Below are 12,361 nucleotides of genomic sequence, written 5' to 3'. Positions count from 1 at the left end.
CGTAAGGTTCATTCCATGCCTAACAGCGAAGAGCGCGACAATAGCGGCCCCGAGGAGATGGCCGCGGCTCCCCAGGGCGCGGTCTCCGAGGGCTCGGCTCACAGGGGCACGGGGCCCGGGGCTGCCGTCGAGACCGCGGTCGCGCGCATGGGCGACCCGGTCGCGGTCTGGCCGTGCGCCAACTGCGGGCGGCCCGTCCCGCAGCCGGTCGGCGCCACCCGTACCGTCCGCTACTGCCAGGACAACGACGGCGCCTGCGCCCGCGAGGCGCGCGAGCGCCGCGACCGCGGCCGGGACGCGCCGGGCCTCACCGGGCAGGTCGCGTCGGCGTGGGAGATCGTCGAGCGGATGGAGCGGGCCGCCGACGCGCTCGCCGACTCGCTGACCTCCGAGCTGAGCGTCGCCGGCGTGGAGCGCCGCGTCGCCGAGGTGCGCGCCGAGGCCGCCCGCGAGCTCGCCATCGCGCAGAGCGAGCGCGACGCCTCCCAGCGCAAGGCCGAGGAGGCATGGCACGAGGCCGTCTCGTCCCGCAAGCGCGCGGAGACCGCCGAGGGGGAAGCCGGGCGCGCCCGCGAGGAGGCCAAGCTCGCCACCGCCAAGCGCGACGCCGCGCAGCAGGCGTGGGAAGAGGCCCACCAGATCGCGCAGCAGTCCATGACGGCCAAGCTCGCCGCCGAGAGCGAGCGCGACCGGGTCGCGGCCCGGGAGACCGAGCTGCTCGCCGCGCTGGAGGCCGCGCGGGCCGAGCTCGTCGGCCTGCACGCCAAGCTCGCCGAGGCGGAGGGCGCCGCCGAGGCGCAGCGGGTGGAGGCCGCGGTCGCCAAGCAGGGCGCCGAGGACCTGCGCAACGCCATGCGCGACACCGAGGCCCAGCGGCAGCGCGCCATGCAGGCCGCCAGCAAGGCCGAGGCCGAGCGCACCACCGCCATGCGCGCGCAGTCGGAGGCCGAGGCGCAGGTCGTCCGCGCCAACGCCCGCGCCGACGAGGCCTCCAAGGAGCGCGACGCCGCGCTGGCACAGGCCACGGCCGCGACGGCCGAGCGGGAGGAGCTGAGCACCAAGGTCAACGACCAGGCGGTGCAGTTGCGGCAGCTGTCGCAGTCGGTCGCCGAGCAGCAGGCGGCGCTGACCGCCCTCGCCGAGGAGCGCGACGCCGCCCGCGCCGAGGCCGACCGCGCCCGGCGCCAGATCGACCAGCTCACCCACAACACGCTGTCGTCGAACTTCCCGCCCGGCGGGCGGATGTCCGGCGGCGGCCACCCGGGGCCCCCGCCCGCCGTGCCGCCCACCGGCGCGCCCGGCACCGCCCCGGCGCCCGGCATGCCACCGGGCCCGCCCCCGATCGGCGGCCCCTTCCCGGGCGGCCCCCCGGCCCGCTCCGGTGCGCCGGTCCCCCTCGGGGCCCCCGTCCCGAGCCCGCCTCCCGCCCCGAACGGGACGCCGGCATCGACCACCGGCGGCCATCCCGCCCCGGGCGGCAACCCCCCGAACCAGGGCCGCTCCCTCAATGGTGTGGACTGGGAGGACCCCCTGTTCACCGGCCCCTGACCGTCCAGGCCCGGGCGGCCGCGCCGTCCGGGCTCAGCCGAGGCCGACCACCAGGACCAGCGCCAGCGCCGCCACCGAGGCGGACATCAGGACCTGGTCGCGCTCCCTCGCCGCGGTCCGCCGCGGCGAGGGGACCCTCCGATGGCTCCGCCCCATGTCCACCGCGGCGCGGCGAGCCTGCTCCCAGTAAGCCCCCGTGTACACGGTCAGTGCCACCAGCCCCACGATGAGTAACCCGTCACCGCGCATCGATCCGCCTCCCGTTTTCCGCGGAAGCTCAGATTGAACAGCGGATCCGGCACGAGTGACAGTGTCGGACGACACACTTCGCCGAAACTGGCGGACCCGGGCGGCTGCGCCGTCGGATCGTCGGCCGGCCGGTCAGCGCCCGAACGTCTCGGGATCGACTTCGATCCAGATCTGCTCGGCGCGGCCGAGGAGCCGCCCGTCCGCTCCGTACAGGGCGGTCGCCGCGTGCATCTTGCGGCCCTCGCGGCTGCGCGCGAGCCCCATCACGACGCACCGCTCACCTGCCTCCGGCACGTCCATGACCTGCGCCGTCATCGTGCCGAGGACCGCCGGGCGGCCCGCCACGTCGAACGACCAGCCGCCGGGGCAGTCCAGCGCGGCCCACACCAGCTCCCGCTCGGGCACCCGCTCGGGGACCCACGGCGCCGCGACGGCGCCCTCGGAGACGGGCCCCGGTTCGAGCCGCAGCCCGTCACCGGGTTCGCGCTCCGGCCCGCACACGAAACAGCCCGGGAACGGGTGGTTCTCCGCCGCCCGGTACTTCTCCGCCGCCGTCAGAGCCTCCTCGAACGTGACCGCCGCGACGGGCGGCACCACGATCGCCCCCGCGAGAGCCTCGGCGATGAGCCGCTCGCCGTCCCACAGCCGGGCGCTGTGCCCGCGCTCGTCCTCGACCGTGACGGTGAGCTCGGTGTCCAGCGGCGGCGGCCGCCGCAGCGTCACCGTCACCGTGTCGATCGGCACCCTCCCCGCCAGGCGCCCCGCCACGTACCCGCCGTTCCCGGACCCGTCCGGCCCGTGGAACCGCCTCTCGATGATCATTTCTTTTCCCCCGTGCTCACATCCGTCAAACCAAAACGGGACCGATCATATTGAGCCCCGCCGACAATCCACCCCCCCGGGGGTAGCCGGACGCGCCCGCGCTACACGGCCCGGGAAGGCTGCGGCCTGCCCGGACGGGTGGTGAAGAAGACCGAGAGGGAGCCGCGCAGGCGGGCCCGGACGGTCTCCTCGTCGACGGGACCGTCCGCGGATACGGGGGTGCGGTCGAGAGCGCGGGCGATGAGCAGGTCGACGTTCCGGTCGGCGACGAGGACGGAGCAGGTGTCGCACCCATACCAGGGATAGAGCATGTTCAGGACGGCCACGGCGGTGTCGTCGTCCGACAGGTGCGTGGTGTCGAGCTCTACCTCGAACATGTCGGTGTCGTCGGGGTCGAGCGTGGGGTAGTAGAGCCAGCGCGGCGCGGCCACACCGCAGAAGTCGCACACCTGGTCGAGCGGGGCGGGCTCGCCGACCGCGAGCTCGAGCTCGTGGTCCCACGGCTCCACCCGCCGGTTGTGGCGGTAGCCGACGCCGTCGAGCGAGCCCTCGCGGTTGTGCGTCACGTCGTGCACCTCGCCGCCGCAGCGGGCGCACATGAAGCCGAGGTCCTCCATGTCCCTCCCCGATCGCTGAGGCACCGGCTCTCACAGTATCCGGCCGGACACCTCGCTCGTACCAGGCCGCGGCGTTCGGGTACGTTGAGGACCCTTCACCGACGCATCCGCCCCGGCGACCCCGGTCTCCCGCGTCCGCACGCCCACATCCACCCGCGTGCCCTCATACCGTGCTCTCGAACGGGAGGTCCCGTGCCCGACGTCGTGCTGAACGCCGACAAGATCGATCTGGTGCGCGAGCGGCGGCCGCTGCTCGACCGCGTCTCGCTGACGGTGCTGCGCGGCGAGCACTGGGCGCTGATCGGCCCGAACGGGGCCGGCAAGAGCACGCTGCTCGGCGTCCTCGGCGCCTACACCCACCCGACGCGGGGCACGGCGGAGATCCTCGGGCGCCGGCTCGGCCGCGTGGACGTCCAGGAGCTGCGCAGGCTGATCGGGCAGGTCAATCCGCGCCACCCCCTGGAGTCCGCGCGGACGGTGCGCGAGATCGTCCTGACCGGCGTGACGGGCACCATCGAGCTCGTCCCGCGCTGGACGCCGGCCGAGGAGGACCTGCGCCGGGCGGACGAGCTGATCGCGCTGATGGGCCTCACGCCCCGCACGGAGGCCCGCTGGCCGAACCTGTCGCAGGGGGAGCGGGGACGCACGCTGATCGCGCGGGCGCTGATGCCCGACCCGCCGCTGCTGCTGCTCGACGAGCCCGCCACGGGGCTGGACGTCGCCGCCCGGGAGCGGCTGCTCGCCGGCCTCGACCGGCTGCGCGCCGAGCGGCCCGACCTGACCACCGTGCTCGTCACGCACCACCTGGAGGAGCTGCCCGTCAGCACCAGCCACGCGCTGCTGCTGCGCGAGGGCCGGGTGCTCGCGTCCGGACCGGCCGGCGACGTCCTCACGACCGAGCTGGTCAGCGCGTGCTTCGACCACCCGATCACCATCGGCCGGCACCACGGGCGGTGGGCCGCGACAGCCGGGCGGGCCTGACCGGCCGCCCCGAGCTCCGGCGGTTCCCGGCTAGCCGCCGGCGACGCGGTGCCCGGCCAGGTGGGCCAGGACCGACTGGTTCGCCTCCCACCCGTCCGGGAACTTGACCGGCACGCCGAGGTGCACCGGCTCGGCGGACGGATGCGCGTCCAGCAGTTCGGGGATGCCCGCCCGCGCCACGACGACGCACGCGTGGCGGTGCCGCGACGCCAGCACGCACAGCCGCCCAGACTCCAGGTGGAAGGCGGTCGCGTCGCGGCGCCCCGACAGCGGGTGCAGCATGACCGTCACGTCGTACTCGCGGCCCTGGAGCCGGTTGGCGGTGTCGACGGTGATGCCCTCTCCGTGCGGGCCGAGCGCGGCGCGGATCGCGGTGACCTGGTCGCGGTGGGCCGCGCCGATCGCGACGCGCGCGGCGTCCACCGGGTTCGAGCCCAGCTCGGAGTGGGCGACGGGGCCGCGTTGCAGCAGCCGCACGGCGAGCGCCGCCGTCGCCCGGACGGCTTCGGCGTCGGTGCGCAGCGTGTGCCGCGCCGGCAGCTCGTAGAGGGCCCAGCCGGTGGCCGCCGCCTCCTCGAGCGCGTGGTCGTAGGTCGTGCCCATGCCGCGCGCGGCGAACTCCAGCCTCCGGTCGCCCGGCCCCGTCCCGGCGCGGAACCCGGTGAACGGGTAGAACGCCTCCGAGACGACCGGCGCCGCCGACGCGGGCAGCCGCCAGGACACCGGCAGCCGGTGGACGGGAAGCTCCGGGTTGTGCGCCAGCAGGACCGACACGGCGCTGCGCATCGGGTCCCAGGTCAGGCCCGCCCAGCGTTCGACCTCGACGGTGGAGAACGGGTCGAGCTGGCCGGGGTCGCCGACGAACAGCGCCCGCTCGAACCGCCCGGCGATGCGCAGCAGCAGGTCCGAGCGCATCTGGTACGCCTCGTCCACGATCGCCCACGGCCACGACCCGTCCGAGAGCGTGGCCCACTTGGCGCCCGTTGCGATGACGACGGTGTGCTCGGCGAGGTCGTCGGCCTTCTGCGCCACCCGCACCGAGGGGTGCGCCATGACCCGCTCGGACGGCACGTAGCCCGACGCCGACAGCCGTCCCAGCGTGATGCCGGGGTGCTTCGCGGCGATCCGGTCGATGAGGTCGTCGACCTGCTCGTTGGTCTGCGCCACGATCATCAGCCGCTCGCCGGCCTCGGCGAGGTGCGCGGCCGCGCGGACCACCAGCGTCGACTTGCCGGCGCCCGGCGGGGAGTCGACCACCACGCCGCGGTGCCCGCCGCCGAGGTCGGCCAGGACGCCGTCGACGACCCGCGCCGCGGCGTCGCCGGGGTCGAGGGAGGGCTCCGGGTCCGGCGCCGCCACCGGCGCCAGGTGACGGCCCGCGTCCCCGGTCACGACCATTCCTCTTCGGCGTCCTCGTCGGTCGGCACGTACTCGACGGGCGGCCCGCCGTGCGTCCACGGCGTGTCCTCCCGGTCGGGGAACCGCGCCGCGCCGAACGAGCCCTCCGTCAGCGAGGTGAAGCACACCCGCTCGCCGATCTCGGGGACCGCGCCCGCCTCCGGGATGAGCTTGCGGCCCATCCCGCCGGTCAGCTCCAGCAGCACGCCGCCGTCGTCCAACTCCACGATCCTCCCCTTGAGCGCCGGTCTGGCGGCACTGCACACGGTCGTGCCGACGTCGAGCCGCACCGGGTCCCGCGTGCCGACCCGCAGCAGCGGGCGCAGCTTCGGCCGCTTGCCCGTCTCGTCCAGCCGCGTGGGGTCGCACTCGGTGACCCTCCCGCCGAACGCCTGGCCGGCCAGCCGGTGCTCGGCCATCACCAGGGGGTCGTCGAACGCCCGCTGCGCGTCGTAGGCCTCCTGCGCGCGTTCGAGGTCGTGCAGCCGCCGCGCCGCGCGGACGGGCGGGTCGCGGCGCGCCTGAGGATACGCCTCGCCGAAAGTCTGGTGGTAATAGGTGAAGGCGTCCCGGTCGCGCTCCCAGCGGCGCGGGACGCTCGCCCCCTCCGGCAGCGCGCGCAGCAGCCCGACGGCCCGCCACATCAGCTCCCAGGTCGGGGTCAGCTGGCTCGCGACCGCGGCGCGCAGCCGCTCCTCGGCGGCGGGGGCTCCGCCCGACCGGTCGTAGGCGGCGATCGCGGGGGCGAGGACCTCGTTGTCGAACGTCGGGTCGGTCGTCGGGCCCGCGGGCGGGCAGAGGACCGGGTCCTCGGCGCGGGCCGCCGCGGCCGGGCCGTCGAGGCCGTCAGGCGGATCGATCCAGCCCATCAGCGCGGCGAGATTGCCGTCCTCCAGCGAGCTCTGCCCGGTCGCCCAGTGCAGCCGCAGCAGCTCCGTCACCGCCCCGAGCAGGGACGACCCCGGATGGTCGTGGCGGTCGGCGAACCACGTCAGCCACCGGCCGAGCACCGGCACCGCCGGGTCCACCGCGTACGGGCCCTCGGTGCTGCGGAACCGCGTCGACCGGCCCACCATCCGCAGGAACGCGACGCCGCCCCGGTTCGGCACGAGCAACTGCGGTGCGTCCCCGTACCGGATCCGCTCCTCGCCGTCCTTGCCCGGCGGCAGCTCCTCCACCGGTCCCCGGCTCGTCTCGATGTGGTTCAGGACGAGCTTGGCGAGGGTCGCCGCGAAGGCGAACCGCAGGTCGCGGTTGCGCGGCTGCGGGACCACGAGCACCGCCGCGTCGTCCGGCGCGCTGCCGAGCATCACGGCCAGCGGCGCCGCCGCCTCCCCGGCGAGCTTCAGCGGGACGAGCACGAGCGGCTCGCCGGAGACATGGCAGTGCCGCACGGTCGCGAGCGGCTGCGCGATCCCGGCGGACGCCGCCTGCAACCGCGCGAGCGAGGACAGCGCGCTCATCGGCGGATCACGCGGCCCCGTGCAGCGCCTCGTCGCGCAGCCGGGCGGCGGCGCGCAACTGCTCGGCCGTCTCGGCCAGGTCGTCGGAGGGACGCAGCGACCCGTCCGCCAGCGCGAGCGCGGCGCCGATCGTGTCGACGCCGCCGAGGTCGTCGCGGACGGACCGGCCGAGCGCGCCCGTCGCGCCGCACGCCCGCGCCTCGTCCCGGCAGAACAGCGCCATCTCGCAGCCCGCCATGCACTCGGGCGCGTACCGCGCCTCGACGGCCCGCACGGACTCCGCGAGCGCCTCCCCGGGCTCGAACGTCAGGTCGTCCGGCAGTTCGGCGAGGATGTCGTCGACGCGGGTGAGGCGCGCGAGCTGCCGCTCCAGGACGGCGAGCTGCGGCCGCACGTCCAGCGGCGTCGCGGTGGGACGGTTCGAGAAGTTCTCCGGGCAGACGAGGAAGACCTCGTGCGACACGCGCGCCGGGTCGTGCCCGAGCTCCGCGGCCAGGCGCCGCAGCGCCAGCACGTACACCGCCGACTGGCGGGCCGCCGCCGCGACCTGCTCCGGCTCGGCCTGCCCGTCCACGACCGCGAACGACTTGATCTCGATGACGTGCATCCGGCCCTCGAGCTGGAACGCGATCACGTCCGGCTCCAGGTAGGCGGGCCGCCCGCCGATCTCCAGCCGCAGCAGCGGGTGGTCGAACAGCGTCCCCTCGCCGCTCTCCAGCGCGCGGGCGACCAGCCGCCGCGTGCGCGAATGCCGCAGCTCCCGGCCCTCGTTGCCCGCGACCACCTCCAGGTCGTCGTAGGCGACCTCGGGGACGGCCAGGCCGAGCCGCTCGCGCAGCAGCGTCAGCAGCTCCGCGCAGCCGTCCGCCTTCACCTGCGCCTCGAACGCGTTGCCGCGCGTGATCGCGAACTGGGACTGGCCGAACGGCGCGGGGAACCCCAGGGCCCGCGCCACCGCGTCCTTGTCGACGCCCGCCGCGTCCATCACCCCGCGGCGGGCGCAGCCCGGATTGGACGTGAGCGCGGCGATCGTGCGGGCGTCGTGGTTGCGCGGGGGCGCGTCGCCGCGCAGCCGGTCCAGGTCCGGCGCGGTGTCGGTCATCGGTCCGTCTCTCCGTTGATGGCGGGGCGCCGGCCGGGATCCCGCAGGGCCCGCAGCCGGGTGCCGAACAGCCGTTCGGCATCGTCGAGCCGCTCCCGGGCGCGTGCCGCGGCCGACTCGCGCCGCCGCCGGTCCGGGTCGCGGTGCACGTCCAGCTCGGCCCGGGCGGCCTCGGCGAGCACGGCCGGATCGACTGTACCGACCGTACCGGTGACCGCACCGGGAATGTTGGACGCGAAACGCCACAGCAGCCGCTGCACGTCCGGCGACGGCGTCCCGCGGCCGGCGTGCTCGGCCAGGCGCAGCGCGCCGGTGAGGAAGTCGGTGCGCGGGCTGAGCGGCCCGACGATGCGCTGCTCCAGCGGCCACGTGCTCACGGTGAGCAGCCCGCGCGCGGGCGCGAGCAGGTCGGCGGTCAGCGCGGCGCACAGGTAGTACGGGCGCGCGTACGGCGCGGTGCGGAAGGAGCGCTCCTCGTCGCGGCGCAGGCTCGTCAGGCGGCTCCCCGGGATCTGGCCGGGGAAGAACGCCGCGTACACCGACCCGATCAGCTTCGGCGCGGCGGGCGCCCCGAGCAGGGTGAGCGCCTGGTGGACCTGCTCCCGGACGGGCAGCAGGCCGCGCGGGCCGTCGTCGGCGTCGCGGCGGCCGCCGGACCCGGTGGTGTCGCCGAGCACGGCGTCGTCCCACGCGGTCTCGGTGCCGCGGAGCTCCGAGCGCAGCTCGCGGGCCCGCGCCCGGTCGCCGGCGGCCATGGCCCGGCGCACGGCGGCGCGCAGCTCGGCGATGCGCGTCTCCAGCTCGTCGGGGGACGGGACGCCGGGGGACCGGGACATGCGGCAGACAGTACAGGTACTTCCCGACACTTCCAGTGTTTTCCAGTTTTGTGGTGCGTGGGTGGGCTCAGCGCGGCTTGCGCCACACGAGGGAGTAGCGCCACAGCAGGTGCCTGCGGAACACGGCGCCGGGAAGCAGCCGCAGCGCTTCGTCGCGCACCTCGCCCCACGTCATGTCGGGATCCATGACCGGGGCGCCGGGACTGCCCGCGCGCCTCCGGTTGCGGAGCCGGTGGAAGTGGTGCGCCGGGAGGCCGGCCGCCGCGCAGGCCCGGTCACGGAGCCCCTTGTCGTTCGCCAGCCCGATGACCACCAGGCTGCCGCCCGGCCGGACGGCGCCGCGCATCGCCGTCAGGCCCTTGACGAAGTCCATGTGGTGGATCGCCGCGACACTGCAGACGAAGTCGTAGAAGTCCTCCGGCAGGTCGTATTCGAGGAGGCCCGCCTCGACGAAGTCGACGTTGCCGGCGCCCTCGCTCGACCGCGCCGCCTCGGCGACCATCTCCGGCGACCGGTCGAGCCCGGTGACATGCGCCGCGCGGGGCGCGAGGCGGCGCACCAGCAGGCCGTCCCCGCAGCCGACGTCCAGCGCCTCACCGCACCCCCGCGGCACGTTGCGCAGCACGACACCGTGGTAGTGCGTGTTGTGGTTCCAGTAGTCGCCGGTCATCGTCACCGCCGGGTCAGGAGCGCGGGTCGCGGCGGAGGGGGTGCCCCTCCGGCACCTCCACAATAACGATCTTGACGCCGTCGGGGTCCTCGATCCACATCTCGACCAGCCCCCACGGTTTCTCCCGCGGCTCCCGCATGACGCGGGCCCCGGCGGCCGTGAGCCGGTCGTGCTCGTCCCGGACGTCGCGGACCTGAAGCCAGAGCATCGGCGACGACCCGGCCTCGCCGGCACCGTGCCCTGACACCTCCAGGAGGCCCGAACCGAGGAAGAACACCACGCCGGGGGAGTCGGCCGGGCCGAACTCCCGGTACACGGCGAGGCCGAGAACGTCGCGGTAGAAGCGCTGGGTGCGCGCCGGATCGCCGGGGCGAAGCAGGATGCGGCTGCTCAGTACGTCCATGCCACCATCCTGGCCCCGGCGCCGCCCGGCGCACGCACCGGCGCGCCCGGTGCCGGCCCGGGTCAGTCCGCGAAGCTGGCGCGGTAGGTGGCGGCCATGTCGTCGTCGCCGTGCCCCTGCTCGATGGCGCGCCGGAAACGCTCGCCCGCCGCGTCGTTCACGTCGACGCGGACGCCCGCGGCCTCGGCGGACTCATGGATGAGCCGGGTGTTCTTCTCCGCGTTGCGGACGGCGAAGCTCGGCTCGAAGTCGCCGTCGAGCATCGCCTTCATCTTGTTCTGCAGGTAGGGGCTGTCCAGCGGGCCGCCGGTGAGGACCTCGCCGAGCAGGGCCGGGTCGAGCCCGAAGCCCTTCGCCAGCGCCACCGACTCGGCGACGACCGAGGTCAGCGAGATGGCGTAGCTCACGGCGGCCAGCTTGAGCCGGGTGCCCGCGCCGCTCGCGCCGTCCTCGTCCAGCCACACCGTCCTGCCGCCGACCGCGCCGAAGACCGGCTCCAGGGCCTTGCGCGCGTCCTGCGGCCCGGCGGCGAGGACGAGGAGCCTGCCCTGCTCTGCGGGCTGCTTGGTGCCCTGGACGGGGGAGTCGACGAACGTCAGCCCGTGGTCGGCGGCGAACCGGGCCAGCGCGGGCACGTCCGCGACGCCGACCGTGCCCATCTGCGCCCAGACCTGCCCGGCGCGCAGCGCGGGCGCGGCGTCGTCCATCACCGCCAGTGCCGTCTCTGCGTCGTTCAGCATGGTGATGACGACGTCGGCGTCCCGGACGGCCTCGGCGGGGGAGGCCGCGACGGCGGCGCCGTCGGCGGCGAGCGGTTCCGCGCGGGCGGACGTGCGGTTCCACGCGGCGACCCCGTGGCCGTTCCGCAACAGGTTGCGGGCCATCGCGGCGCCCATGATCCCGGTGCCGAGCACTGCGACCTGAGTCATCTGCCCCTCCTTTTGGACTGTTCGATACAGAATCGTGCGGGGACAACATTCGCACATCGCGGTCTGATGCGCATCCGCAGGAACCCCTACCCGCCCGGGGGCGGGGATGCGCTGCCACGCCGTCCGATCGGCGGCGGCGTGCCGGCCGTCAGCCGTAGGCCGGGCTGTCGCCGGGCGCGTCGGCGTACACGGCGGTGTAGGGCACGGCGAAGGCGTCGAGGGTGCGGTCGAGGTGGGCCGACCACCAGCTCACGAGTGCGGCGGGGACGCGCTCGCCCGCGCCGTCCTCGCCCAGGTAGCGGTGCCGCAGCGGCGCGACGTCGCAGAGCCGCTCCCACCATTCGCGGTGCACGGCCGACTGGATCTGCCCGGCGTCCAGCGGGAAGGCGGAGCGGTGCCCGCGCACGAACGCCTGGACGCGGTCGAGGTCGAGGCCGCGCTCGTCCTCGCAGGCGAACAGCCGTGCCGCCGAGCGCACGACCTCCCCGGCGACCGGGCCCGTGGTGAGGCCGCCCCAGCCGAGCACCGCGGTGACGTTGCCCGACCCGCCGTAGCGCAGGTGCTCGGCGTGGAAGGAGCCGTGCAGGTGCCCGACCGTGCTCACCTCGATGTCGGGCGGCTGGTGCCCGGCGAACTCGGTGAGCAGACCGCGGCGCTCGCGCAGGCGCCGCGCGGTCAGCGCGTCGAAGTCGGTGCCGTCCCCGCCGTCCGGGACTTCGCGCAGCATCGCCTCGACGGCTGCCGCCGCGCGGGCGGCCCGCGGCGCAGGCACGAGCATGCTCTGCTGGACGGGCGGCGTGAGCTCGTCGAGCGCGGCGTGCAGCCGTCCGAGCAGCTCGCCGAGGGCCTCGCACTGGGCGAAGGTCAGCTCCAGGCCGCCGCGGCCGCGGCCGCCGACCCACGGGTACAGGACGTATCCGCGGCCGGCGGCGGTGACCAGCGTGCGGCCGCCGCGCGCCGGCACGGGCGCGAGCACCGGGAGACCGGCCGCGTCGAGCGCGGCCGTGACGCCGTGCTGGAACAGTGCGCGGCGCCGGTCGGCGGCGGCGTGCTCCCTGAGGAAGAACGCGCCGCCCGCCGAGTCGACGCGCCAGCTCCGGTGGCCCGGCCCGGTGGCCAGCGGGGTCGCCGCGTCGGGCGCGCCGATCTCCCAGCGTTTCAGCAGCCGCGGCGGGAGCGGCTCGGCGCCGGGCCCGTCGTCCGCCTTCGCCTGCCCGCCCTCGCCGGCCCGTTCCGCGGCGCCGGCCCGGTGTTCGGTGACAGCCCTGTCTCTGGCGTCAGCACTCTCGGACGTCGGCACCTCGGCACCTCGGCTGCTTCGGACGGACGGCGGTCGAATGGAT

The 12,361-nt window shown here is 75.5% G+C and carries 13 protein-coding genes; 2 read left to right on the top strand and 11 right to left on the bottom strand.

What is annotated here, in order from left to right; genetic code table 11:
* Positions 1 to 15 precede the first annotated feature (15 nt).
* Positions 16 to 1,548: a coiled-coil domain-containing protein gene (locus CHC11_RS37250; RefSeq protein WP_089316596.1), complete on the top strand. Its 1,533-nt coding sequence runs from the start codon at positions 16 to 18 to the stop codon at positions 1,546 to 1,548.
* 33 nt (positions 1,549 to 1,581) lie between these two features.
* Here the strand turns inward: CHC11_RS37250 and CHC11_RS37245 are convergent, their stop codons facing one another.
* From CHC11_RS37245 to CHC11_RS37235, 3 genes are all read right to left on the bottom strand, one after another.
* Positions 1,582 to 1,764, bottom strand: coding sequence for a hypothetical protein (locus CHC11_RS37245; protein ID WP_143227447.1), 183 nt, complete (start codon positions 1,762 to 1,764; stop codon positions 1,582 to 1,584).
* A 165-nt stretch (positions 1,765 to 1,929) separates the two neighbouring features.
* A complete protein-coding gene (locus tag CHC11_RS37240; protein ID WP_089316594.1) occupies positions 1,930 to 2,619 on the bottom strand; it encodes a thioesterase family protein in 690 nt (229 codons plus the stop codon).
* A gap of 101 nt (positions 2,620 to 2,720) precedes the next feature.
* Complete coding sequence (locus CHC11_RS37235) at positions 2,721 to 3,260, bottom strand: hypothetical protein (protein ID WP_245920252.1); 540 nt, start codon at positions 3,258 to 3,260, stop codon at positions 2,721 to 2,723.
* Positions 3,261 to 3,428: 168 nt separating this feature from the next.
* On the opposite strand from CHC11_RS37235, the gene CHC11_RS37230 reads away from it, so the two are divergent.
* Positions 3,429 to 4,217 (top strand): ABC transporter ATP-binding protein, encoded by a 789-nt coding sequence (locus CHC11_RS37230; RefSeq protein WP_089316592.1) that lies wholly within the window; start codon positions 3,429 to 3,431, stop codon positions 4,215 to 4,217.
* Between the two features lie 30 nt (positions 4,218 to 4,247).
* Here the strand turns inward: CHC11_RS37230 and CHC11_RS37225 are convergent, their stop codons facing one another.
* The 8 genes from CHC11_RS37225 to CHC11_RS37190 all read right to left on the bottom strand — a co-directional run bounded on the left by CHC11_RS37225 (position 4,248) and on the right by CHC11_RS37190 (position 12,318).
* Positions 4,248 to 5,576 (bottom strand): AAA family ATPase, encoded by a 1,329-nt coding sequence (locus CHC11_RS37225; RefSeq protein WP_425427377.1) that lies wholly within the window; start codon positions 5,574 to 5,576, stop codon positions 4,248 to 4,250.
* 29 nt (positions 5,577 to 5,605) lie between these two features.
* Entirely contained in the window at positions 5,606 to 7,078 is a 1,473-nt protein-coding gene (locus tag CHC11_RS37220; RefSeq protein WP_089316590.1) for a hypothetical protein, read from the bottom strand.
* A 7-nt stretch (positions 7,079 to 7,085) separates the two neighbouring features.
* A complete protein-coding gene (locus CHC11_RS37215; protein ID WP_089316589.1) occupies positions 7,086 to 8,180 on the bottom strand; it encodes a hypothetical protein in 1,095 nt (364 codons plus the stop codon).
* Positions 8,177 to 9,016 (bottom strand): hypothetical protein, encoded by an 840-nt coding sequence (locus CHC11_RS37210; protein WP_089316588.1) that lies wholly within the window; start codon positions 9,014 to 9,016, stop codon positions 8,177 to 8,179. Before CHC11_RS37210 ends, CHC11_RS37215 begins: the two co-directional genes overlap by 4 nt.
* Before the next feature lie 67 nt (positions 9,017 to 9,083).
* Complete coding sequence (locus CHC11_RS37205; protein WP_089316628.1) at positions 9,084 to 9,686, bottom strand: class I SAM-dependent methyltransferase; 603 nt, start codon at positions 9,684 to 9,686, stop codon at positions 9,084 to 9,086.
* A gap of 13 nt (positions 9,687 to 9,699) precedes the next feature.
* Complete coding sequence (locus CHC11_RS37200; RefSeq protein ID WP_089316587.1) at positions 9,700 to 10,089, bottom strand: VOC family protein; 390 nt, start codon at positions 10,087 to 10,089, stop codon at positions 9,700 to 9,702.
* A 62-nt stretch (positions 10,090 to 10,151) separates the two neighbouring features.
* Entirely contained in the window at positions 10,152 to 11,018 is an 867-nt protein-coding gene (locus CHC11_RS37195; protein ID WP_089316586.1) for an NAD(P)-dependent oxidoreductase, read from the bottom strand.
* 148 nt (positions 11,019 to 11,166) lie between these two features.
* Positions 11,167 to 12,318 carry a phosphotransferase enzyme family protein gene (locus CHC11_RS37190; protein WP_245920250.1) on the bottom strand — a complete coding sequence of 384 codons (1,152 nt, stop codon included), beginning with the start codon at positions 12,316 to 12,318 and terminating at the stop codon, positions 11,167 to 11,169.
* Positions 12,319 to 12,361: the final 43 nt, after the last annotated feature.

It is taken from the genome of Actinomadura mexicana (assembly GCF_900188105.1).
Taxonomy (GTDB): Bacteria; Actinomycetota; Actinomycetes; order Streptosporangiales; family Streptosporangiaceae; genus Spirillospora; species Spirillospora mexicana.
Note: the sequence above shows the minus strand (reverse complement) of the source record. Positions and strands in the feature narration are given on the sequence as shown.